At 70.4% G+C, this 21,926-nt stretch carries 26 protein-coding genes; 20 read left to right on the plus strand and 6 right to left on the minus strand.

Annotated elements, in window-relative coordinates; translation table 11 throughout:
* Positions 1 to 155: 155 nt before the first annotated feature.
* A complete protein-coding gene (locus tag O4N75_RS19210) occupies positions 156 to 1,886 on the minus strand; it encodes an alpha/beta fold hydrolase (RefSeq protein WP_269627040.1) in 1,731 nt (576 codons plus the stop codon).
* Between the two features lie 214 nt (positions 1,887 to 2,100).
* Here O4N75_RS19210 and O4N75_RS19215 point away from each other — a divergent pair, with 214 nt between their 5' ends.
* The 5 genes from O4N75_RS19215 to O4N75_RS19235 all read left to right on the plus strand — a co-directional run bounded on the left by O4N75_RS19215 (position 2,101) and on the right by O4N75_RS19235 (position 5,964).
* A complete protein-coding gene (locus tag O4N75_RS19215) occupies positions 2,101 to 3,063 on the plus strand; it encodes a zinc-binding alcohol dehydrogenase family protein (RefSeq protein ID WP_267231156.1) in 963 nt (320 codons plus the stop codon).
* 89 nt (positions 3,064 to 3,152) lie between these two features.
* On the plus strand, positions 3,153 to 3,986 hold the full coding sequence (locus tag O4N75_RS19220; protein ID WP_269627041.1) for an alpha/beta hydrolase: 834 nt from the start codon (positions 3,153 to 3,155) through the stop codon (positions 3,984 to 3,986).
* A gap of 24 nt (positions 3,987 to 4,010) precedes the next feature.
* Positions 4,011 to 4,796, plus strand: coding sequence for an SDR family NAD(P)-dependent oxidoreductase (locus tag O4N75_RS19225; RefSeq protein ID WP_269627042.1), 786 nt, complete (start codon positions 4,011 to 4,013; stop codon positions 4,794 to 4,796).
* Positions 4,793 to 5,380 carry a histidine phosphatase family protein gene (locus O4N75_RS19230; protein ID WP_269627043.1) on the plus strand — a complete coding sequence of 196 codons (588 nt, stop codon included), beginning with the start codon at positions 4,793 to 4,795 and terminating at the stop codon, positions 5,378 to 5,380. Before O4N75_RS19225 ends, O4N75_RS19230 begins: the two co-directional genes overlap by 4 nt.
* Positions 5,377 to 5,964, plus strand: a complete 588-nt coding sequence (locus tag O4N75_RS19235) for a histidine phosphatase family protein (RefSeq protein ID WP_269627044.1) — start codon at positions 5,377 to 5,379, stop codon at positions 5,962 to 5,964. The genes O4N75_RS19230 and O4N75_RS19235 overlap by 4 nt, the downstream gene beginning before the upstream one ends.
* Here O4N75_RS19235 and O4N75_RS19240 read toward each other — a convergent pair.
* Positions 5,918 to 6,139 (minus strand): hypothetical protein, encoded by a 222-nt coding sequence (locus O4N75_RS19240; protein ID WP_267231150.1) that lies wholly within the window; start codon positions 6,137 to 6,139, stop codon positions 5,918 to 5,920. The two genes, O4N75_RS19235 and O4N75_RS19240, sit on opposite strands and share 47 nt — an antisense overlap.
* Before the next feature lie 118 nt (positions 6,140 to 6,257).
* Here O4N75_RS19240 and O4N75_RS19245 point away from each other — a divergent pair, with 118 nt between their 5' ends.
* Entirely contained in the window at positions 6,258 to 7,001 is a 744-nt protein-coding gene (locus O4N75_RS19245; RefSeq protein WP_267231149.1) for a YebC/PmpR family DNA-binding transcriptional regulator, read from the plus strand.
* Between the two features lie 26 nt (positions 7,002 to 7,027).
* On the opposite strand, the gene O4N75_RS19250 is transcribed toward O4N75_RS19245, so the two are convergent.
* Positions 7,028 to 7,210 carry a hypothetical protein gene (locus tag O4N75_RS19250; protein WP_269629439.1) on the minus strand — a complete coding sequence of 61 codons (183 nt, stop codon included), beginning with the start codon at positions 7,208 to 7,210 and terminating at the stop codon, positions 7,028 to 7,030.
* 144 nt (positions 7,211 to 7,354) lie between these two features.
* Here O4N75_RS19250 and O4N75_RS19255 point away from each other — a divergent pair, with 144 nt between their 5' ends.
* Together O4N75_RS19255 and O4N75_RS19260 are read left to right on the plus strand one after the other, a co-directional pair.
* Complete coding sequence (locus tag O4N75_RS19255; protein WP_269627045.1) at positions 7,355 to 8,044, plus strand: MgtC/SapB family protein; 690 nt, start codon at positions 7,355 to 7,357, stop codon at positions 8,042 to 8,044.
* An 84-nt stretch (positions 8,045 to 8,128) separates the two neighbouring features.
* Positions 8,129 to 9,604: an aminotransferase class V-fold PLP-dependent enzyme gene (locus O4N75_RS19260; RefSeq protein ID WP_269627046.1), complete on the plus strand. Its 1,476-nt coding sequence runs from the start codon at positions 8,129 to 8,131 to the stop codon at positions 9,602 to 9,604.
* An 18-nt stretch (positions 9,605 to 9,622) separates the two neighbouring features.
* Here the strand turns inward: O4N75_RS19260 and O4N75_RS19265 are convergent, their stop codons facing one another.
* Positions 9,623 to 10,054: a PaaI family thioesterase gene (locus O4N75_RS19265; protein ID WP_269627047.1), complete on the minus strand. Its 432-nt coding sequence runs from the start codon at positions 10,052 to 10,054 to the stop codon at positions 9,623 to 9,625.
* A gap of 61 nt (positions 10,055 to 10,115) precedes the next feature.
* Here O4N75_RS19265 and O4N75_RS19270 point away from each other — a divergent pair, with 61 nt between their 5' ends.
* Genes O4N75_RS19270 through O4N75_RS19280 form a run of 3 tightly spaced genes read left to right on the plus strand, consistent with a single transcriptional unit; the run spans position 10,116 to position 12,129 of the window.
* Positions 10,116 to 10,595 (plus strand): ribonuclease H, encoded by a 480-nt coding sequence (locus O4N75_RS19270; protein WP_269627048.1) that lies wholly within the window; start codon positions 10,116 to 10,118, stop codon positions 10,593 to 10,595.
* 26 nt (positions 10,596 to 10,621) lie between these two features.
* On the plus strand, positions 10,622 to 11,341 hold the full coding sequence (locus O4N75_RS19275; RefSeq protein ID WP_269627049.1) for a hypothetical protein: 720 nt from the start codon (positions 10,622 to 10,624) through the stop codon (positions 11,339 to 11,341).
* Positions 11,338 to 12,129: a site-2 protease family protein gene (locus O4N75_RS19280; RefSeq protein ID WP_269627050.1), complete on the plus strand. Its 792-nt coding sequence runs from the start codon at positions 11,338 to 11,340 to the stop codon at positions 12,127 to 12,129. Before O4N75_RS19275 ends, O4N75_RS19280 begins: the two co-directional genes overlap by 4 nt.
* On the opposite strand, the gene O4N75_RS19285 is transcribed toward O4N75_RS19280, so the two are convergent.
* A complete protein-coding gene (locus O4N75_RS19285) occupies positions 12,126 to 12,326 on the minus strand; it encodes a hypothetical protein (RefSeq protein ID WP_269627051.1) in 201 nt (66 codons plus the stop codon). The genes O4N75_RS19280 and O4N75_RS19285 overlap by 4 nt on opposite strands.
* A gap of 153 nt (positions 12,327 to 12,479) precedes the next feature.
* Here O4N75_RS19285 and ruvC point away from each other — a divergent pair, with 153 nt between their 5' ends.
* The 3 genes from ruvC to ruvB are packed head-to-tail and all read left to right on the plus strand — an operon-like array spanning position 12,480 to position 14,690.
* Positions 12,480 to 12,983, plus strand: coding sequence for a crossover junction endodeoxyribonuclease RuvC (ruvC, locus tag O4N75_RS19290; RefSeq protein ID WP_269627052.1), 504 nt, complete (start codon positions 12,480 to 12,482; stop codon positions 12,981 to 12,983).
* Complete coding sequence (ruvA, locus tag O4N75_RS19295; RefSeq protein WP_269627053.1) at positions 12,980 to 13,597, plus strand: Holliday junction branch migration protein RuvA; 618 nt, start codon at positions 12,980 to 12,982, stop codon at positions 13,595 to 13,597. Before ruvC ends, ruvA begins: the two co-directional genes overlap by 4 nt.
* 52 nt (positions 13,598 to 13,649) lie before the next feature.
* Positions 13,650 to 14,690, plus strand: coding sequence for a Holliday junction branch migration DNA helicase RuvB (gene ruvB, locus O4N75_RS19300; protein ID WP_269627054.1), 1,041 nt, complete (start codon positions 13,650 to 13,652; stop codon positions 14,688 to 14,690).
* Positions 14,691 to 14,857: 167 nt separating this feature from the next.
* On the opposite strand, the gene O4N75_RS19305 is transcribed toward ruvB, so the two are convergent.
* Positions 14,858 to 15,760, minus strand: a complete 903-nt coding sequence (locus tag O4N75_RS19305; RefSeq protein ID WP_269627055.1) for a LysR family transcriptional regulator — start codon at positions 15,758 to 15,760, stop codon at positions 14,858 to 14,860.
* Between the two features lie 103 nt (positions 15,761 to 15,863).
* Between O4N75_RS19305 and ilvD the strand changes: the two genes are divergently transcribed.
* The 6 genes from ilvD (at position 15,864) to tolB (ending at position 21,800) form a co-directional block, all read left to right on the plus strand.
* Entirely contained in the window at positions 15,864 to 17,711 is a 1,848-nt protein-coding gene (gene ilvD / locus O4N75_RS19310; RefSeq protein ID WP_269627056.1) for a dihydroxy-acid dehydratase, read from the plus strand.
* A 175-nt stretch (positions 17,712 to 17,886) separates the two neighbouring features.
* Positions 17,887 to 18,330 (plus strand): tol-pal system-associated acyl-CoA thioesterase, encoded by a 444-nt coding sequence (gene ybgC, locus O4N75_RS19315; protein WP_269627057.1) that lies wholly within the window; start codon positions 17,887 to 17,889, stop codon positions 18,328 to 18,330.
* 129 nt (positions 18,331 to 18,459) lie between these two features.
* Positions 18,460 to 19,161, plus strand: coding sequence for a protein TolQ (gene tolQ / locus O4N75_RS19320; protein WP_269627058.1), 702 nt, complete (start codon positions 18,460 to 18,462; stop codon positions 19,159 to 19,161).
* A gap of 5 nt (positions 19,162 to 19,166) precedes the next feature.
* Positions 19,167 to 19,643 carry an ExbD/TolR family protein gene (locus O4N75_RS19325; protein WP_269627059.1) on the plus strand — a complete coding sequence of 159 codons (477 nt, stop codon included), beginning with the start codon at positions 19,167 to 19,169 and terminating at the stop codon, positions 19,641 to 19,643.
* Positions 19,644 to 19,650: 7 nt separating this feature from the next.
* On the plus strand, positions 19,651 to 20,487 hold the full coding sequence (locus tag O4N75_RS19330) for an energy transducer TonB (protein WP_269627060.1): 837 nt from the start codon (positions 19,651 to 19,653) through the stop codon (positions 20,485 to 20,487).
* 17 nt (positions 20,488 to 20,504) lie between these two features.
* Positions 20,505 to 21,800 (plus strand): Tol-Pal system beta propeller repeat protein TolB, encoded by a 1,296-nt coding sequence (gene tolB, locus O4N75_RS19335; protein WP_269627061.1) that lies wholly within the window; start codon positions 20,505 to 20,507, stop codon positions 21,798 to 21,800.
* Positions 21,801 to 21,926: the final 126 nt, after the last annotated feature.

Below are 21,926 nucleotides of genomic sequence, written 5' to 3' on the forward strand. Positions count from 1 at the left end.
GATCCCTGGCGAAGGACCCTCGACGGTCGCGGCGTCAGACCGCCGCCGTCGAAATCCAGAATCTGATGGGCGAGCCACCCGCTCAGCCTGACCCGCCGCCCTAGCAGACCCTGCGTCGCGACCGCCTTGCATGACGCAAATGCACTATGCGCGCGTCACCGAACGCCGGCGCCGCCCGCCATCTCGCGCAGGATCTCGTCCCAATGCCGCAGGGCCAGGAAATGGCCGACGCCCGGCCGCATGCGCACCTCGCTCACGTGCGAGCCGAGGAACGCCAGCAGCTGCGGCAGCGGCGCCAGGCGATCCTGCTCGCCGTGCCAGACGACCAACGGCGCCATCAGCCCGCTGACGCTCATGTTGCGCCCCCGCCGGAAGGCCCGCAGCTCGTCCGCGGGCCCGCGACTGGAACAGGCCAGCGCCTCGGTCATATAGGCCGCGACATAGGTCGCCGCCTCCGGGTGGGCGGCCAGATAGGCCAGGTCCCCGGGCGACTGGGCGCTGGAGCGTTGCATCACCCGGATCATCATCGCCTGCGACAGCCGCAGCCGCAGCACCGCCAGGAAACTCTCGACCAACCACGGATTGGCTTCGATGCGGCTACGCATCATGGTCAGCGGATTGCGCGCCGGGTCGGGCTGGGCCCGCGGCGGGCGGCCGGAAAAAATCTGCACGCGTGTCACCCGCTCGCCCAGGGCGATGGCGGTCTGGATCGCCGACGGCGTTCCCGACAGCACCGCGGCGATCTGCAGGCGCTCCAGGCCGACCTGGTCGCACAGCTCGACCATGTCCTGGGCCACCCCGTCGAAGCTGTAGTCCGGCCGCGGGTCGGACTGTCCGAAGCCGGGTCGCTCGGCGCAGACCACCCGCAGGCCCAGCCGTCGCGCCGCAGAGTCGGTGCCGGGCGGCAACAGGCTCGAGCCGAGCCCCTCGTGGAAGGTCAGCACCGCCCGTCCGCCGCGATCGCCGTACTCGCGATAGGCCAGCCTGCGCCCGTCGGCCAGGGTGACGAAGCGCACCGGCGGGGCCTCGGCGATCGTCTCCTGCTGGGCGCGGACCGGATCGTCCGCTTCGATCAATCCGGCCAGGGACGACAGTTCGGTCAGGGCCCGGATCAGGTCGCTCTGCCGCTTCAGCCCCATCTTGTCGAAGACCGCCCGCAACTGGTTGCGCACGGTGTTGACGCTGACCGACAGTTCGTCGGCCGCCTCCTGCAGCGAGCGGCCGTCCCGCAGCTTGCGCGCCAGCCGCACCTCGGCCGGCGTCAGGCCGAAGCTCTCCGACAGCGAACTCCACAGTCGCCCGGCCTCGGTCGCGGCCGGGAACATCACTGCGAAGCAGTCCTCCTCGAGCGCCATCACCGGCAGGTCGGCGAGCCCCGGCAAGGACCTCGCCGGCATGACATAGGCGAAGCCCGGGCCCTCCTCGCGGCCGCGTTCCAGTTTCAGGATCACCTGACCGCCCGCGCGTCCGCGCGTCCGCGCCAAGGCGCCGGCCAGGGCCTCGGCGTTGTCGGGATTGGAGAAGGCCACCGCCTGCCCGATCACGAGCCCCGCCACCGCCTCGCCCAGCGCGGTCAGGGCCGCGCCGTTGTGCGCCATCACCTTGCCGCGGCTGCTGAGCAGCAGCCACCCGATGTCCGGGCGGGCGCTGGTCGCCGGCCCCTCGTCGGGGCGGCTGGCCAAGCGGGCGATGTCCTCGCTGAGCGCCAGGCCGCGCAGAATCTCGGGGCCCGGCTCGCGGCCCAGCCCGTCATCTTCGAGCACGTCGATCAGCCGCTCCCATGCCTCGGGATTTGCGGCGACCTGGTACATGGTCTCGATCACCAGCCGCGAGCCGTCCGGCGGCGGCGGGTCGTCTACGCGTTCCTGACTATCGAGCAGGGCCATTGGGATTAACGCCGCGGGCTGAACTGGGTGTGCCGTTCTGGCACAGAAGAACGGGGTTCGCCCTAGCTCCGCAAGCGCGACGCCACGGCATGCACGTCACAGCCTCGTGTGATGGCGGGGATGGCGACCGGACGGCCATGCTTTCCCTTGCGTCGCCCCCCTGGTCTTGGCTAGCGTCCTCAAACAATTGTTTAAAGTCATTTGGAGGAAGCACATGAAGGCGGCGGTCTATTACGAGAACGGCGGCCCCGAGGTCCTGAAATACGAGGACTTCCCCGATCCCGACCTGCATCCGCGCGGCGTGATCATCAAGGTCGAGGCGATCGCCATCGAAGGCGGCGACACCCTCAACCGCTGGCGCGGCCCGCTGATGACCAACCCGCACGTGGTCGGCTACCAGGCCGCCGGCGAGATCGTCGCGGTCGGCGCCGAGGTCACCCATCTGAAGCTCGGCCAGAAGGTCGCCACCGTGAACAACTGGGGCAGCCACGCCGAACTGCGCTCGGTGCCGGCCCGCAACTGCTGGGTCATTCCGGACGGCTTCGACGTCAAGAAGGCCGCCGCGATCCCGGTCACCTTCGGCACCGCCGACGACTGCCTGTTCGAGGCCGGCCGCCTGAAGGCCGGCGAGACCGTCCTGGTCCAGGCCGGGGCCTCGGGCGTCGGCGTGGCCGCCATCCAGCTCGCCAAGCGCGCCGGCGCCACCGTCCTGGCCACCGCCTCGTCGGACGAGCGCCTGGAACGCCTCAAGCCGCTCGGTCTCGACCACGGCATCAACTACGCCCGCGAGGACGTGGTGAAGGAGGTCATGCGCCTGACCGACAAGAAGGGCGTCGATGTGGTCGTTGATTCCGTCGGCGGCCCGACCCTGCAGGGTTCTATCAACGCCCTGGCCTATCGCGGTCGCGTCTCGATGGTCGGCGCCGCCGGCCGCGAGCCGATGGTCGTCGACGTCGGCGCGATGATGGGCGGCAACCGCCAGCTGCGCGGCGTCTTCCTCGGCGCCGAGATCATGACCGACCGGGTGCACGACAACATCCAGCGCCTGATCGACGAGGCCGCCCGCGGCGAGCTGGAAGTCCTGATCGACAAGGTCTTCCCGCTGTCCGACGCCGCCGGCGCCCACGCCTACATCGAAAGCCGCGCCGCCGTCGGCCGCGTGGTGCTGGTTCCGTAAGCCAACAACGGGTGTCATCCCGGAAAGCGCGCAGCGCTTGTCCGGGATGACACTGTAGGTTCGCCCTCGCCCTCCGAGAGAGAAACCCCATGCCCCGCGCCCAGAACGGATCGGTCGAACTCGAGTACGAAACCTTCGGCGCCGAGACGGCGCCGGCCGTCGTGGTGATCAGCGGCCTCGGCTCGCAGATGACCCGCTGGCCGGTCGACTTCTGCGAAAAGCTCGCCGCCCGCGGCTATCGCGTGATCCGCATGGACAACCGCGACACCGGCCTGTCGACCTGGTTCAAGCCGGGCGAGACCTACAGCCTCTCCGACATGGCCGCCGATGTGGTCGCCGTGCTTGACGCAGCCGGCGCGGCCAAGGCCCACGTGGCCGGCGTCTCGATGGGCGGCATGATCGCCCAGGCCGTCGCGATCGATCATCCCGGGCGCGTGCTGTCGATGACCTCGATCATGTCGGCCACCGGCGCGCCGGGCACCCTGGATCCGACTCCCGAAGCCGGCGCCGTGCTGACCGTGGCGCCGCCCGATCCCGCCACCGACTACGAGGCCTTCCTCGCCAACGCCGTGAAGAATTCCGAGATCATCGGCAGCCCGTCCTATCCCTGGCCGCCCGGCGCCCTGCGCCAGCGCGCCGTCGACGAGCACGCCCGCGCCTTCAACCCGACCGGCTCGGTCCGCCAGATGGGCGCCATCCGCGGCGACGGCGACCGCACCGAGCGGCTCGGCAAGCTCAAGGTTCCCGCCGTCGTGCTGCACGGGGCCGACGATCCGCTGGTGCGGCTGGTCGGCGGCGAGGCCACCGCCGCGGCCATTCCCGGTGCAGAGCTTCGGGTCGTCCCTGGCATGGGCCACGACCTGCCGCCGGCCCTGCACGACACCTTCATCGACGCCATCCTCGCCGCCGCCGCGCGCGCCTGACACTTGAGTACAAAGGACACTTCCATGGGACGTCTCTCGGGCAAGACCGCCGTCATCACCGGCGCCGGCTCCGGCATCGGCCGCGCCGCCTCGCTGCTGTTCGCGGCCGAGGGCGCCAAGCTCGTCATCGCCGACAAGACCGACGGCGCGGTCGAGACCGCCCGCCTGGTGGCCGAGGCCGGCGGCAAGGCAGTGGCCCTGACCGGCGACGCCGGCGACGAGGCCTTCGTCGAGAGCCTGGTCAAGACCGCGACCGCCGAGTTCGGCGGCCTCGACGTCGCCTGGGCCAACGCCGGCATCTCCGGCGGCTGGACCGGCTTCGACGAGCAGGACGGCGCCTTCTGGGCCGAGATCCTGCGGGTCAACCTGATCGGGGCCTTCCTGCTGGTGAAGCACGCCTCGCGGGTGATGATCCCGACCGGCAAGGGCTCGATCATCTGCACCGCCTCGGTGGCGGGCATCCGCTCGGGCGCCGGCGGCTCTCCCTACTCGGCCTCCAAGGCCGGGGTGATCAACCTCGCCCAGACCTCGGCCAACGAGTTCTACGGCACCGGCGTGCGCGTCAACGCCATCTGCCCCGGCCTGATCGAGACCGGCATGACCCAGGCGATCTTCGACGGCGCCCGGGCCCGCGGCAACGAGGACAAGATCGGCCAGCTCAACCCTATGACCCGCGGCGGCGTGCCGATCGAGATCGCCAACGCCGCCCTGTTCCTGGCCTCGGACGAAAGCTCCTACGTCAACGGCCAGGCGATCGTGGTCGACGGCGGCCTGTCGTCCTCGCATCCGGTGGTGCGTCGCAAGAAATGATCTACCTGCTGCGTCACGGCCAGACCGACTACAACCGCGACGGCCGCCTCCAGGGCCAGACCGACTCCCAGCTGACCTCGCTGGGCATGGCCCAGGTCCAGGCCATGGCCAACGTCCTGGCCGACCAGATCGGCGACACCGAGGGCTGGCGCATCCTCGCCAGCCCGCTGCGCCGCACCCGCCAGTCGGCGGCCATCGTCTCGCGCACCCTGCGCCTGCCGGTGGAGATCGATCCGGCCCTGATCGAGGTCGGCTGCGGCTCGTGGGAGAACCGCATGTACGCGGACCTGCGCCTTGAGCATCCGGAGACCTTCGCCGGGCGCGAATGGGTGTTCGGCAGCCCGGACGGCGAGCGGTTCGAGGACGTCGACGCCCGGGTCCGCCCCTGGCTGGCCGCCCTGCCGCCGGAGCCGGACCGCAAGATCATCGCTGTCAGCCACGGCATCGCCGGGGTGCTGATGCGCGGCGCCTATCAGGGGCTCTCGCGCGAGGCGACCATGCAGCAGGACACCCCGCAGGACGCGCTGTTCCGCCTCTGGGATGGAACGGTGGAACGCCTGGCCTGCGCGCCGGTGGCCGCGTGATCTACCTCGTCCGTCACGGTGAAACGGCGTTCAACGCCGAGCGGCGTCAGCAGGGGCATCTCGATTCCCCGCTGACGACGCTCGGCCGCGCGCAGGGCGCGGCCATCGGCCGGTTGCTGCGGGACCTGATCGACGAACCTGACGGTTGGCGGCTGATTTCCAGCCCGCTCGGTCGCGCCCAGGCCACCGCCGGCCTGATCGCCGAGGCCCTCGGCCTGCCCATCGAAACCGACCGCCGGGTCATCGAGGTGTCGTTCGGGGAGTGGGACGGGCGCCTGCGCGACGAACTCGCCGCCGAGCACCCGGAGACCTTCGGCCGCGGCGGCTGGCAGTTCGCAGCCCCCGGCGGCGAGAGCTACGAAAGCGTCGAGGCCCGCGTCGGAGACTGGCTGGCCAGCTTGCCGCCGGAACCGCAGCGCAAGGTGATCGTGGTCAGCCACGGCGGCTCGGGCCGCGTCGTCCGCGGCACCTATCTCGGCCTCCCGCGGGCCGAGACCCTGGCGCAGGAGGTGCCGCAGGACGCCGTGTTCCGGCTGGCTAGTGGAGCAGTCGAGAGAATTGATTGCGAAGTCGCGGCTCAATAGTCGTCCGGCGGCTCAGCATTACGAGGCCCAGCGCCGCGACCGCGCCCAGCAGGAAAGCTCCGGCCACCGCCCCGGACAGCGCCGCGGCGCCCACCTGCATCGGCGGACGGTCCATCCAGCGCACCAGGGATCCGGTGGGTTCTTCGTCAATCACGTCGTCGAAGTAGTCGGTCATCGGCTAGGCTCCGGTGTCTGCGCAGGCCTAACCCCTGTGCGGCAAGCAGGTTCCGGCCCCGCTGGCGTTCAAACGCCTCTGGCGCTAGAAGCCGCCCACTGACCTTTCAGAGAAACACATGGCCGGACATTCCAAGTTCAAGAACATCATGCACCGCAAAGGCCGCGCCGACGCGGCGCGGTCCAAGCTGTTCTCCAAGCTGTCGCGTGAAATCACCGTCGCCGCCAAGTCGGGCATGCCCGACCCGGCGATGAACCCCCGCCTGCGCCTGGCCGTGACCAACGCGCGGGCCGAGTCCATGCCCAAGGACAACATCGAGCGGGCCATCAAGAAGGGCGCCGGCGGCGACGGCGAGAACTACGAGGAAGTCCGCTACGAAGGCTTCGGCCCGGGCGGCGTCAACATCATCGTCGAAGGCCTGACCGACAACCGCAACCGCGCGGCCTCGAACATCCGCACGATCTTTTCGAAGAACGGCGGCAACCTCGGCGCCTCGGGTTCGGTGACCTTCCAGTTCGACCGCCTGGGCGAGTTGACCTATCCGGCCAGCGTCGGTTCGGAAGACAAGGTGATGGAAGCGGCCATTGAGGCCGGGGCCCAGGACGTCGAGTCCGACGAAGAAGCCCACATCGTCTACACCGCCTTCGAGGACTTCGCCGAAGTGGCCGCGGCGCTGGAAGGCGTGCTGGGCGAGGCCAAGACCAGCAAGATCGTCTGGCGGCCGAAGACCTACGTCAATGTCGACGCCGAGGCCGTGCCGACCCTGCTCAAGCTGATCGACGCCCTGGACGACGACGACGACGTCCAGAACGTCTACGGCGACTACGACATCTCCGACGAGGACATGGAGAAGTTCGGCTAGGCCGAACCTCTCCGCCGCGGACGGCCCTAGTTGTCCGCGGCCTTGCTCACCACCACGCCGACCCCGGCCCCGACCGCCGCGCCCACCGGCCCGCCGACGATCAGTCCGGCGGCCGCGCCGGTGGCGGCGCGCTGCTCGACATTGTGCCCGCACGCGGCGAGCCCCAGCGCCATGCCGGCGACGGCGAGTACCAAGACGATCTTGCGCACGATTTCTCCAATCCCCCAGCCGCGCTGCGCCCAACGGCGCCGCCTCACGCGGCCATTGCCCTTCGATAACAGGATGTTGGCTGATTTGCGGCGTGGTTTTCACCCCCTGCGAAGCTTAACCGCACCTCGCGCGTTCTGACGTCCATGGACTGGGTGATCGAGTATTTCGCGCCGCTGGCCGGGGCGGTCGCCGCCGGCGGGCTGATCGGCTTCGAGCGCGAGTATCGCGGCCGCGCCGCGGGCGTGCGCACGCACATCCTGCTGTGCCTGGCCTCGGCCTTGCTGATGCTGGCCGCGGTGCACCAGTTCCGCTGGATGGAGGGCACCCCGCACGACGTCATCCGCATTGATCCGGTGCGCATGGCGCATGGCGTCCTGACCGGCATCGGCTTCCTGTGCGGCGGGGTGATCTTCAAGGAGGGATTTTCGGTCCGCGGCCTGACCAGCGCCGCCTCGCTGTGGACCACCGCCGTCCTCGGCGTGCTCTACGGCATCAGCTTCTTCAGCCTGGCGATCGCCGGCACGGTGCTGACCCTGCTGGTCCTGGTCGGCTTCCGGCTGCTGGAGGTGAAGCTCCCGCAGTACCACCACGTCGATCTGGTCATCCGCTACGCCCCCACCGATTACGCGACCGAGGACGAGCTGGTCGCCCTGCTGGGCCGCCACGACCTGGCGCCCGACGTCGTCACCCACCGGCTGCTGGCGAACGGCGAGGGCTTCGAGTTCGCCGCCACCTTCCGCCGCCGAGGCCCCGTCCCCGGCCAGGCGATCGCTGCCGAACTCTGCGCCGACCCGCGGGTCACGGCCTTCGAGCTGGCCCCCCGCCACGAATAGCCGTGCCTCTGCGGGTTTCACCCGATGGCCGAAACTCCGGCGACAAGCTGCGCATTGTCCTCAGTGGGAGTTCTGGAGGGCAGCATGCAAGACGCCGGCGATCGGCCGAAACTGAACCGCCGCCACCTGCTGGCGCTCGGCCTCGTGGTTCCTGCAGCGGGCGCGGCCGGCCAGGCGGCCGCCTGGCCTCGCCGTAAACCCAAGACGCCCGCCCCGCCCGCGCCCGCGCCCGCGCCCGCGCCCGCGCCGGCGCCGGCGCCGGCGGCGACCGCCGCGCCATCGCTGCAGACGCCCTCGGCCGAGTTCGACGACGAGCCGCCGCTGCCGGAAGCTGCGCCCCCGCCGGCGCCGGGAACGCGCCCGCCGCCCGACTGGGGCCGGCTGCGCGCCCAGTGGGACCTCGACTGGAGCGAGGTCGACCTCTCGGCCATGCTGTTCGCCGCCAATCCCCGGCCGGTGCGCGAGGCCATCGCCCGCCACCGCGCCGCGCTCGACCGCAACCCGGTCACCTACCTGGAGCACAACAACAAGCGCGGCCAGAACCTCTCGCGCGCCGCCGCCGGCGCCTATTTCGGCGTGCCGACCGATCACGTGGCCCTGTGCGAAAGCACCACCTCCGGGATCGGCCTGCTCTATGGCGGCCTGACCGTGCGCTACGGTCAGGAAGTGCTGACCAGCGTCCACGACTACTACGTCACCCACGAGTCGCTGCGCCTCTCGGCCATGCGCAACGGCTTCTCGGTGCGCAAGATCACCCTGCACGACGGGGCCGAGACCGCCTCGACGCTCGATATCGTCTCGCGCATCACCCGTGCGATCACCCCGGCCACCCGGGTGCTGGCCCTGACCTGGGTCCACTCCTCGACGGGATTGAAGCTGCCGATCCGCGCCATCGCCGACGCCCTGAGGCCGATCAACGCGACCCGCCAGCCGGCCGACCAGGTCATCTTCTGCGTCGACGGGGTGCACGGCTTCGGGGTCGAGAACACCACACTGCCCGAGCTCGGCTGCGACGTGCTGGTCGCCGGCTGCCACAAATGGCTGTTCGGGCCGCGCGGCACCGGCGTGGTGTTCTTCTCGCCCCAGGCCCTGCAGAAGCTGTCGCCGGTGATCCCCAGCTTCCTGGCCTCGAACGCCTATTCTGCCTGGATCGGCGGTTTCGACCCCGGTCCGACCACCGCCGCGCGGATGACCCCCGGCGGCTTCAAGGCCTTCGAACACGTCTGGGCCCTGGCGGACGCCTTCCAGTTCCATCAAGGGATCGGCAAGGAGCACGTGGCCCGGCGCACCCACGACCTGGCCAGCCAGCTGAAGAGCGGCCTGGCCGCCATGCCCCACGTCCGGGTCCGCACGCCGATCAGCCCGACCATGTCCGCCGGCATCGTCAGCTTCGACGTCGCCGGCATGTCGGCCCGCGGCGTCGTCTCGCGGCTGCGGCAATGGCGGATCATCGGCTCGGACGCGCCCTACGGCGTGTCCCACGCCCGGCTGACCCCCAGCATCCGCAATACGCCCGAGGACGTCGCCTTCGCGCTCAAGGCGGTCGCCGCCCTGGGCTGAGGCCGACCCCGCCCAGCGTCAGGCGCGCGGATAGAGGATGATCTGGGTGCAGCGGAACGCCGCCATCAGCTTGCCGGTGGCCGCGTCCTCGACGGTGGCGTCCCAGACCTGGGTGGTGCGCCCGCCGTGCAGCAGTTGGGCCGTGCAGATCGCCTCGCCCTCGCGCAGGGTGCCGACGAAGTTGGCCTTCACCTCCGCCGTCGTGAAGCCGTTCGCCCCCTCCGGCCAAGCGGTCGAGACGCCATAGGCGCAGAGGATGTCGGCGACCGACAGCACCGCCCCGGCCAGCAGGTAGCCGGTGTGCGCCACCAGGTCCTGGCGCACCTTCAGCCGGCCCACGACCTTGCCGTCGGCGACCTCGGTGATGACCAGGCCCAGGTGCCCGGGCAGCTTGCCCTCGTTGGCCTGGTTCAGCTTTTCAACGCTGGTGTGATTGGTGGTGGCGGGCATGACTTACTCTCTCTGGTCGAGCGATCATGCATGGGTTCGCGCAAACTGCTAGAGCCGGGCCATGAGCACCGCGATCTGGATCCAGACCAGCTACCATCAGGCCTTCAAGTGCGGCGGCTGGGCCTATGTCCGCAGCCACGACAAGGCCGCCTCGGGCCAGGCCGGCGGCGACCGCTACACCACCCCCGAGCGAATGGCCCTGATCGCGCTGCTGGCGGCGCTGAAGGATTTGCCGAAGGGAGTGGCTTCCATCCAGATCGACAACGCCGCGGTCGCCCGCACCGCCGCCCTGATCGCCGCCGGCCGACCGCCGCAGGGCGAAGCGGCGCCGACCGAGAACCTCGACCTCTGGGCCGCGCTCACCGCCGCCCTCGCCGGCCGCCAGCCGACCTTCGCCATCGCCGGCCCCAGCAAGGCCAGCCCCACCGGCTTCGCCGCCGCCTGGGCCGAACTCGCCCGCGACAAGGCCAACGCCCAGGGAGCCTTCGTCTCGGCGATCCCCAAGCCCAACCTCGCCAAGGTCGCGGGCCTGCCACTATAGTCGCGCTCCACAATCGCGAGCCGCCCGTGAGCCTGCCCCGCATTCTCGACCTGCTGGCCCCGCTGCGTCCGGCGGCCGGGCCGTTCATCGTCGGCGTCACCGGCTCGGTGGCCGTCGGCAAGAGCACCTTCGCCCAGGACCTGGCCGACCACCTGGCGGCCGCGGGCTCGGCGCCGGTCGAGATCGCCTGCACCGACGGCTTCCTGCATCCCAACGCGGTGCTGGAGGCGCGCGGCCGGCTCGGCGCCAAGGGCGCGCCCGACACCTACGACCACGCCGCCCTGCGCGCCGCGCTGAGCGCCATCCGCAGCGGCCCCGCCGAGTTCCCGGCCTATTCCCACGTCGTCTACGACATCGACCCGGCCCTGACCCGGCGGCTCGACCCGCCCGACGTGCTGGTCATCGAGGGGCTGACTCTGCGCCATCCCGACACCGGGCCGGCCGGCCTGCTCGACGCCCTGATCTACCTGGAAGCCGACGAGGCCGACCTCGAGCGCTGGTACGTCGCCCGCTTCCTCGAGCTCTGGGAGGCGGCCGAGCATGACCCGTCCTCGTTCTACGCCCGCTTCCGCCACATGACCCGCGAGCAGACCGACGGCCTGGCCCGCATGGTCTGGCGCGACGTGAACCTGAAGAACCTGCACGACCACATCATCCACGCCCGGGCCCGCGCCGACCTCGTGGTCGCCAAGGGGCCGGACCACGCCATCGCCTCGCTGAGCGGCCCGGCCGCCCGGAATCCATGACCCAGGACCAGACCCTCGAACCCCGCCCGGGCGTCAGCCCCAACGCCCTGATCCTGCTGGCCGCTTGGCTGGCCTCGGGCGCCTTCCTGGTCTACGCGCCCAGCGAGCTGGCCGCGCGGCTGGCGACCTTCGTCTTCGTGATCCTCGGATGGATCCTGGCGGTCATGGCCCACGAGTTCGGCCACGCCTTCATCGCCCACAAGGCCGGCGACCACACCATCCGCGCCAAGGGCTACCTGACCCTCGACCCGCTGAAGTACGTCGACGTCGGCGTCTCGATCGTCATCCCGATCCTGGCCGTGGTGCTCGGCGGCATCGGCTTTCCGGGCGGCGCGGTCTATCTGCGCGAGGACCTGATGCGCAATCGCTGGTGGCGGGCCCTGGCCTCGCTGGCCGGGCCGCTGGGCACGCTGCTGGTGCTGATCGTGCTGGTGGCGGCGATCTGGGCCGTGGCGCTCTCGCCGCTCGCCACGACCGGCGCGCGCATGCTCTGCGACGCCCTCGCCTTCCTCGCCTTCCTGCAGGCGACCGCCTTCGTGCTCAACCTGCTGCCGGTCCCGGGCCTCGACGGCTACGGCGTCATCCGCCCGTTCCTGCCCGCCTCGATCCGCCAGGGCCTGCGCAAATTCGAGGGCCTGGCCATGGTTGGGCTGTTCCTGCTGATCTTCCTCGTCCCGGGGGCCTCGGCGATCATCTTCGCGCCCGCCCTGATGCTCACCGACATCGCCGGCCTGCCCCGCGAATTGATCCAGGCCGGTTGGGACGCCTTCCGCGTCTGGCGGTCCTAGGCTGCCCGGTCCCCCGCCCCGGCCGTGATCGGCCCGGCGAAGGTGCTCAGGTGGCGCTTGCCTTGCCAGAGTTCGGCCCCGAAGGCGTGGCGGTTGTGCGCCGCCTTTTCCAGCGCCTCCTCGTCGGAGGCGCACTCCCATTCTTCGACGTCAGCGAACTTGCCGGCCGAGTTCAGCACAAAGAGTCGATAGTCCATGCCGCATCCTTCCTTGCACGAAAGAGGCAACCCTCTGGTCGCATGGACGGTTCCTTCAACTCTCGGCGCCTCAGGCCCCTCCCTCAACGTTTGCTTAACCCTGGCGACGTCCTGTATCCCTCGTTGGAACAGATGACGAACGCGCCGATTCCCATGCCCGCTCCCTTGCGTATCCTCGGCCTCGATCCCGGCCTGCGCCGCACCGGCTGGGGCGTGATCACGGTCGACGGCGCGCGCCTGGCCCATGTCGCCCATGGGGTGATCGCCCCCAAGGAATCCCTGCCGTTCTCCGAGCGGTTGCTGACGCTGTTCGAGGCCATCACCGAGGTGGTCGCCGCCCACGCCCCGCACGAGGCTGCGGTCGAGGAGACCTTCATGAACAACAACGCCGCCTCGGCCCTGAAGCTCGGCCACGCCCGCGCCATGGCGATGATCGTGCCGGCCAGAGCCGGCCTGCCGGTCGCCGAATACGCCGCCACCGTGGTCAAGAAGTCCGTGGTCGGCACCGGCGCGGCCGAGAAGGACCAGGTCGGCTTCATGATCGCCCGCCTGCTGCCCACCGCCGGCAAGACCACCGCCGACGCCGCCGACGCCCTGGCCGTGGCCATCGCCCACGCTCACCATCGCAAGCTGCGCCGCATCGGAGCGGCCGCATGATCGGGCGTCTGCGCGGACTGGTCGCCGAGGTCGGCGAGGAAGAGGCCCTGATCGACGTAGCGGGCGTCGGCTATGTCGTGCGCTGCGGCTCGCGCACCCTCGGCCACCTGCCGGCGCTGGGCGAGGAGACCGTCCTGCACGTCGAGAGCATCTGGTCCGAAGCCCAGGGCATGAAACTCTACGGTTTCCTCGGCCGCGACGAGCGCCGCGCCTTCGTGGTCATGCTGGCGATCCAGGGCGTCGGCCCCAAGGCGGCCCTGGCCGTGCTCGACGTGCTGGCCCCGCCCGACCTCGCCGCCGCTGTGGCCCGCGAGGACAAGGCCGCCCTCGGCCGCGCCAACGGCGTCGGCCCCAAGCTCGCCCTGCGCCTGATCACCGAGCTGAAGGACAAGCAGCTGACCGACGGGCCGGTCGCGGCCTTCCACGCCCAGATTCACGCCCCGGCCGCCCCGCCGCCGCCCAGCGCGGTGGGCGAGGCGGTCGCCGCCCTGCTCGGCCTCGGCGTCGCCGAGGTCAACGCCCGCCGCGTCGTCGAACAGGCCGCCCTGCGGCTCGGCGAAGACGCCGACATCCCCGCCCTGATCAAGGCCGGCCTGCAGGAGCTGGGACGTTGAGGGGAAATCAGTTTCCCTCCCCCCTCCCCCGCTTCGCAGGGGCGGAAAATTCATGACCCGCATCGTCTCGCCCGACGCCCAGCCCTTCGAAACCGGGGTCGTCCACGACAAGGCCCTGCGCCCGCAAACCCTCGCCGAATTCGTCGGCCAGGAGCAGGCCAAGGGCAATCTCAAGGTCTTCATCGAAGCGGCCAAGGCCCGTGAGGAAGCCCTCGACCACGTGCTGCTGTTCGGCCCGCCGGGCCTGGGCAAGACCACGCTCGCCCAGATCGTCGCCCGCGAGCTCGGCGTGAACTTCCGCGCAACGAGCGGCCCGGTGCTGGCCAAGGCCGGCGACCTGGCCGCCATCCTGACCAACCTCGAACCGCGCGACGTCCTGTTCATCGACGAGATCCATCGCCTCTCGGCCAATGTCGAGGAGATCCTCTATCCGGCCATGGAGGACCACGTCCTCGACCTGGTGATCGGCGAGGGCCCGTCCGCCCGCTCGATCCGCATCGACCTGGCGCCCTTCACCCTGGTCGCGGCCACCACCCGCGCCGGCCTGCTGGCCACGCCCCTGCGCGACCGCTTCGGCATCCCGCTGCGGCTGGAGTTCTACACCCACGCCGAGCTCTCCAAGGTGCTGGCCGGGGCGGCCGGCAAGATGGGCCTCAGCCTCGCGCCCGACGGCGCCGGCGAGATCGCCGCCCGCTCGCGCGGCACCCCGCGCGTCGCCGGCCGGCTGCTGCGCCGGGTCCGCGACTTCGCCGCCGCCGACGGGGTCGAGGTGATCGACGGCAAGGCCGCCGCCCGCGCCCTGGCCCGGCTCGACGTCGACCAGGCCGGCTTGGATGCGCTCGACCGCCGCTATCTCCAGGCGATGATCGACAACTACGGCGGCGGCCCGGTCGGGGTCGAGACCATCGCCTACGCCATCGCCGAAGCCCGCGACGCGGTCGAGGACGTCATCGAGCCGTTCCTGATGCAGCAGGGCTTCATCCAGCGCACCCCGCGCGGCCGCGTCGCCTGCGCCAAGGCCTACGCCCACCTCGGCCTGACCCCGCCGCCGCAACCGACCCCCGGCGGCCAGCCGACCCTGTTCGACGAGTAGGGGCCCGGCTCCCCCCACGTGTCATCCCGGTTTGCGAAGCAAGACCGGGACCCATTCGCGCTGGAGCCTCAAGACTTGGCGAGGCTGCGCCGTATCGTGATCCATCCGGTGTTCATGGGGCCCGGACAGCCGCTGCGCGCCTTCCGGGACGACATCTGTAGGAAAACTCACGCCAGCGGCTGCAACGCCACGTCCAGGAACCGCCGCAGCGTCGGCGTCGCGTCGTCCGCCCGCCAGACCAGGCCGCTCTCCAGATAGGGCCCCTCGCCCGGCAGGCTCATGTAGCGCACGCCGGTCCGCGCCAGATGGCGCAGCGAGGCCGGGACCAGCGCCACCCCGATCCCCGCCGAGACCAGGGCGATGATGGTCTGCATCTGGATCGCCTCCTGGACGATCCGCGCCCCGCCGGTCAGCGACTTCAGCGTCTCTATGGCCAGGTCGTAGAACGCCGGCGCCACCCGCCGTGGGAAGATCACGCCCGCGGCCCCGATCAGGGCGCCCGGCGCCAGCCGCCCGTCTTCGTGCGCCAATCGCCCCTCCTCGACCCAACTCTGCGGCACGGCCGCCACCAGCGGCTCGACCAGCAGCCGCCGATAGCTGAGCTGGGCCGGCAGGCCGCCCGGCGGCGGAATGACGATGCCGGCGTGGCCGTGCCCCTCCAGCAGGGCGGCGATCTGCACGTCGCTGGTCGCTTCGCTCAGCGCGATCTCGACCTCGGGGTGCAGAGCCGAATAGCGCCGCACCAGGGTCGGCAGGATGCTGTAGTCGGCAGTGCTGACGAACGACAGCTCCAGCCGTCCGGTCTGGCCGTCGCGCAGCTGGCGGGCGATCTCCAGCAGGCCCTCCAGCTCCTCCAGCGCCGTCTTCACATGCGCCAGCCACTGCTCGCCGAACGGGGTCAGCGCCACCTGCCGCTTGGTGCGCACAAACAGCGGCGCGCCGAGCTCGCGCTCCAGCGCGATGATCGACTGGCTGAGCGGCGGCTGGGTCATGCCGAGCTGCTCGGCCGCCCTGCCGAAATGCAGCGTCTCGGCCACCGCTCGGAAATGTCGAAGCTGGCGGGTGTCCACGCCTGATATCCCACACGACCTAATGGGGTCTGCTTAATATATTTCACGAACTGGTCGCGATTGGCTACGGGTGGGGCGCGCAAACTCGTCAGGACCGACCCCGATGCCGACCTATCGCTCCCGCACCACCACCCACGGCCGCAACATGGCCGGCGCCCGCGGCCTGTGGCGCGCCACCGGCATGAAGGACTCGGACTTCGGCAAGCCGATCATCGCGGTGGTCAACTCGTTCACCCAGTTCGTGCCGGGCCACGTCCACCTGAAGGACCTCGGCCAGCTGGTCGCCCGCGAGATCGAGCGCGCCGGCGGCGTGGCGAAGGAGTTCAACACCATCGCGGTCGACGATGGCATCGCCATGGGCCACGACGGCATGCTCTACAGCCTGCCCTCGCGCGAACTGATCGCCGACAGCGTCGAGTACATGGTCAACGCCCACTGCGCCGACGCCATGGTCTGCATCTCGAACTGCGACAAGATCACGCCGGGCATGCTGATGGCCTCGCTGCGGGTCAACATCCCGACGGTGTTCGTCTCCGGCGGTCCGATGGAGGCCGGCAAGGTGATCCTGAAGGGCAAGGAGGTCGCCCTCGACCTGGTCGACGCCATGGTCGCGGCCGCCGACGACAAGATCTCCGACGAGGAAGTCGCCGTCATCGAACGTTCGGCCTGCCCGACCTGCGGCTCCTGCTCGGGCATGTTCACCGCCAACTCGATGAACTGCCTGACCGAGGCCCTGGGCCTGTCGCTGCCCGGCAACGGCTCGGTCCTGGCCACCCACGCCGACCGCGAGCGCCTGTTCCTCGAAGCCGGCCACCTGATCGTCGACATCACCCGCCGCTACTACGAACAGGACGACGCCTCGGTGCTGCCGCGCTCGGTCGCCTCGTTCAAGGCGTTCGAGAACGCCATGAGCCTCGACATCGCCATGGGCGGCTCGACCAACACCGTGCTGCACCTGCTGGCCGCCGCCTACGAGGCCGGCGTCGACTTCACCATGGAGGACATCGACCGCCTGTCGCGCAAGGTGCCGTGCCTCAGCAAGGTCGCCCCGGCCAAGGCCGACGTCCACATGGAGGACGTCCACCGCGCCGGCGGCATCATGGCCATTCTCGGCGAACTCGACCGCGCCGGCCTGCTGCACACCGACCTGCCGACCGTTCACTCGAAGTCGATGGGCGAGGCGCTCGACCGCTGGGACATCAAGCGCACCAACAGCGAGACGGTGCAGACCTTCTTCAAGGCCGCGCCGGGCGGGGTGCCGACCCAGACCGCGTTCAGCCAGAACCGCCGCTGGGCGGAACTCGATCTCGACCGCCAGGGCGGCGTCATCCGCGAAGCCCAGCACGCCTTCTCGCAGGACGGCGGCCTGGCCGTGCTGTCGGGCAACCTCGCGCAGGACGGCTGCATCGTGAAGACCGCCGGGGTCGACGAGGAGATCCTGAAGTTCAAGGGCACGGCCCGCGTCTTCGAAAGCCAGGACGCGGCGGTCAGCGCCATCCTCACCGGCAAGATCGTCGCCGGCGACGTGGTGGTCATCCGCTACGAAGGCCCCAAGGGCGGCCCGGGCATGCAGGAGATGCTCTATCCGACCAGCTACCTGAAATCGAAGGGGCTGGGCAAAGCTTGCGCGCTGATCACCGACGGCCGCTTCTCGGGCGGCACCTCGGGCCTCTCGATCGGTCACGTCTCGCCCGAGGCGGCCGAGGGCGGGGTGATCGGCCTGGTCGAGGACGGCGACGCCATCACCATCGACATCCCCGAGCGGATCATCCGGCTGGACGTCTCCGACGCCGTGCTCGCCGAGCGCCGCGCCGCGATGACCGCCAAGGGCGCCGCCGCCTGGAAGCCGGCCGAACGCCAGCGCCTCGTCTCCCCGGCCCTGCGCGCCTACGCCGCCATGACCACCAACGCCGCCCGCGGCGCGGTCCGCGACGTCAGCCAGGTCGAGTAGGGAATTCGGTGTCATCCCGGTTTCGGCGCAGCCGAAGACCGGGCCCCATTGTCGCCTGATCGTGCAGAATGGGTGCCGTCCAGCCGCATCCTGACCCATCTGGTGTTCATGGGTCCCGGTCTTGCTGCGCAAACCGGGATGACACGGATTGAGGCTAGGCCCTAAACCTAGGCCCATGCAGACCCCGCTCCCCTCCGCCGGCGTCCTCGACGGGCGCGAACACGTCCTGCCCGTCCGCGTCTATTACGAGGACACTGACTTCACCGGGGTGGTCTACCACGCCAACTACGTCCGCTATTTCGAGCGCGGCCGGTCCGACTTCCTGCGCCTCGCCGGTGTTCATCACGCCGAATTGCTGGACCGCGACGATCCGGCCGCCTTCGCCATCGTGCGCATGGAGCTCGACTTCAAGCGCGCCGCCCGCATCGACGACGCCCTGGCCGTCCGCACCACCTACGATTCCGCCCGCGGCCCGCGGCTCTTTGTCAGCCAGCGGATTACGCGCGGCGAGGAGCTGATCTGCGCGGCCCAGGTCGAGGCCGCCTGCATCGACCTGGCCGGCCGCCCGCGCAAGCCGCCGGCCGGCATGCTCGACATCCTGCGCCCGCTCTTCGCGTAAGGTTTTCGTAAAACCGCCTTCACCATTTCGGCGTTAGACGTCGGTTAACCAGAAGGCATGGCCTTAAGTTCGCCACCGCGGGCGGCTTGAAGTCGTGCGCCCGCCATTCTTACGGAGCCCTACGAGCGCATGGACCCCGCTGCGATCACCGCCGACAGCTTCAGCTTCATCAATCTGTTCATTCGCGCCGACTGGGTCGTGAAGGCGGTGATGATCGGATTGATCCTGGCCTCGCTGTGGTCCTGGACGGTGATCATCGACAAGTCCGTCCGACTGACCAAGCTCAACAAGCAGGCCAGCGACTTCGAAGACCAGGTCTCCTCGGGCCGCTCGCTCGAGGACATCGCCGCCGAGGCCGGCGAGCGCCCGACCCAGGCGCTGCCGCGCATGCTGCAGGGCGCGCTCAAGGAATGGCGCGACGCCCGCGCCCGGGGGCTGGTCTCCGAAAGCCAGACCGCCTTCCTGATCCAGCGCATCGACCGCGCCCTCGACACCACCATCGCCCGCGAGAGCGCGCGGGTTGAGAACGGCCTCGGCTCGCTGGCCATCGTCGCCACCGCCTCGCCGTTCGTCGGCCTGTTCGGCACCGTCTGGGGGATCATGAAGGCCTTCCAGGCGATCGCCGTGGAAAAGTCGACCAACCTGGCGGTCGTCGCCCCCTCGATCGCCGAGGCGCTGTTCGCCACCGCCATCGGCCTGATCGCCGCGATCCCGGCCTACATCGCCTACAACAAGTTCTCGACCGACGCCGGCAAGTACGCCGGCCGGCTCGAAGGCTTCGCCGACGACCTCTCCACCGCCATCCAGCGCCGCCTGGCCGAGCGGGGCTAAGGGTCATGGCGCTTTCCTCCCACGACGCCTTCTCCGCCTCCGGCGGGTCGCGGCGCCGGCGCGGCCGCCGCTCGCGCGGGGCGCTGTCCGAGATCAACGTCACGCCGCTGGTCGACGTGATGCTCGTGCTGCTGATCATCTTCATGGTCTCGGCCCCGCTGCTGACCAGCGGCGTCGAGGTCGAGCTGCCCAAGACCGAGGCCGGCGCCATGGAGGATCCCAAGGAACCGCTGACCGTCTCCATCCGCCAGGACGGCGCAGTGTTCATCCAGGAAGACGCGGTGCCGTTCTCCAGTCTGGCCCCGCGCCTGCGGGCCATGGCGGGCGATGACCATGCCAAGCCGATCTATGTGCGCGCCGACGGCCGCGCCTCCTACCAGATCGTCGCCCAGGTGATGGCCGCGCTGTCGACCTCCGGCTTCACCAGCATCAACCTCATCACCGACACCGGCGGACCGTCTTCGGGCGGCGAGCCGCGCTGAGGCGTCGATGGCCCGCGAACGGTCCGAATTCTCCGGCGCGATGCTCGCCTCCACCCTGCTCCACGCAGGGGTGATCGCGGCCGCCCTGATTTCATGGCCCTGGGCGCGCCAGCTGCCGATGGGCGCAGCCGTGCCGGTCAACATCGTGGCCAACGCCCCGTCGACCAACCTCGCCCCCGCCGAGCAGGGCCCCGAGGAGCTGCCCGCCCAGACCGAGGCGCCGGTTCCCGACGCGCCAGCGCCGCCGGCCGCGCCCGAGCCGACCCCGCAGCCGGTCCCCGTCCCGCCCAAGCCGGCGCCGAAGACCGCGCCCGCCCCGGCTCCGGCCAAGCCGGTCCCCACGCCGAAGCCCGCGCCGGCGCCCGCCGCCCCTGCCCAGAAGGCCCCGGCCAAGCCCGCGCCCAAGGCCGAAAAGGGTCTCGATCTCGACGCCCTGGCCGCCAGCGTGGCCAAGAGCTCGGGCGCCCAACGCTCGTCCGCCGCGCAAGGGCCGTCCCGCGCCGCCACCTCGCAGCAGGCCCGCCCCGACCTCGGGACCGGCCAGGCCGCCGCGGCGCTGGCCGGCATGTCCGAAGAGCTGCAGCGCCGCTGGAACCCGAACTGCGACGTGGAGGGCGGTCGCGACGTCCGCATCCGCGTGGTCTTCACCCTCGGCTCCGGCGGTCAGGTGGTCGGCCAGGTCGACGCCGGCGGCGCCGAGCGCTCCAGTAACCCCGTCGTCCAGACCGCGGCCGAACGCGCGATCCGCGCGGTCTATGCGGCCGCGCCGTTCCGCACCCTGCCGCGGCAGTTCTACGGCGACCGCATCGCGGTCAACTTCAACGCCCGCGAAGCCTGTTCCTAGAGGAGAGACCCCAGACCATGCGCCTGAAGACCCTGGCCCTGGCCGTCGTCGCCGCCCTCATTTCGTCGGCCGCCCTGACGGTTCCGGCCCGCGCCCAGATCGAGGTCGACGTCAACCGCGGCGACATCAAGCCGCTGCCGATCGCCATCCCGGCCTTCGGCGGCCAGCAGGGCGCCGAGATCGCCCAGGTCATCACCGGCAACCTGGAGCGCTCGGGCCTGTTCGCCCCGATCCCGCCCGCCGCGCACATTGAGAAGACTCTGGACGTCAACGTCCAGCCGCGCTTCCCCGACTGGAAGGTGCTCAACGCCCAGGCGCTGGTGAACGGCCAGGTGACCGTCGAGGGCGGCCGGCTGACCGTCAACTTCCGGCTCTGGGACGTCTATTCGGAACAGCAGCTGCTCGGCCTGCAGTTCACCTCCACCCCCGACAACTGGCGGCGCGTGGCGCACAAGATCTCGGACGCGGTCTATGAGCGCCTGACCGGCGAGAAGGGCTATTTCGACACCCGCGTGGTGTTCGTCTCCGAGAGCGGCGACCGCCTGAACCGCCGCAAGCAGCTGGCCATCATGGACCAGGACGGCGCCAACCCGTCCTACCTGACCGACGGCTCCTACATCGTCATGACCCCGCGGTTCTCCTCGACCAGCCAGGAGATTACCTACATGGCCCTGCGGCCGGAGGGCTCGTCGATCTACCTGTTCAACCTGGAGAGCGGCCGTCGCGAGACCCTCGGCAACTTCCCGGGCATGGTCTTCGCCCCGCGCTTCTCGCCGGACGGCGGCCGCGTCGCCTTCTCGGTCGAACGGGCCGGCAACACCGACATCTACGTGATGGACCTGCGCAGCCGCTCGACCAACCGCCTGACCTCCGACCCGTCGATCGAGACCTCGCCGTCGTTCTCCCCGGACGGCTCGCGCATCGTCTACAACTCCGACCGCGGCGGTAGCGCCCAGCTCTACATCATGGACACCAGCGGCGGCGGCGCGCGGCGCATCTCCTTCGGCTCCGGACGCTACACCACCCCGGTCTGGAGCCCGACCGGCGAGTACATCGCCTTCACCAAGCAGGCCGGCGGCCAGTTCCACATCGGCATCATGAAGCCCGACGGCTCGGACGAGCGCATCCTGACCACCAGCTATCTCGACGAGGGCCCGACCTGGGCGCCCAACGGCCGGGTGCTGATGTTCAGCCGCGAAACCCCCGGCGGCGCCCCGCGCCTGTGGACCGTAGACGTCACCGGCCGGATCGAGCGCGCTGCGCCCTATCCGGGCTCCGGGTCCGACCCCGCCTGGTCGCCGCTGCTGAATTAACCAGTGTTTTCAGGTTCAAAATCCCCCCCAACGGACTTTTGAAATGTCCGCCCATGGCAAAGCCGGGTAGAACGAGGAACTGGCTGTGGGGACCGCCGTCGTCGTAACTTATTAATTGGAGAAGCA

The sequence above is a fragment of the Phenylobacterium sp. NIBR 498073 genome, assembly GCF_027286305.1.
Classification (GTDB): domain Bacteria; phylum Pseudomonadota; class Alphaproteobacteria; order Caulobacterales; family Caulobacteraceae; genus Phenylobacterium.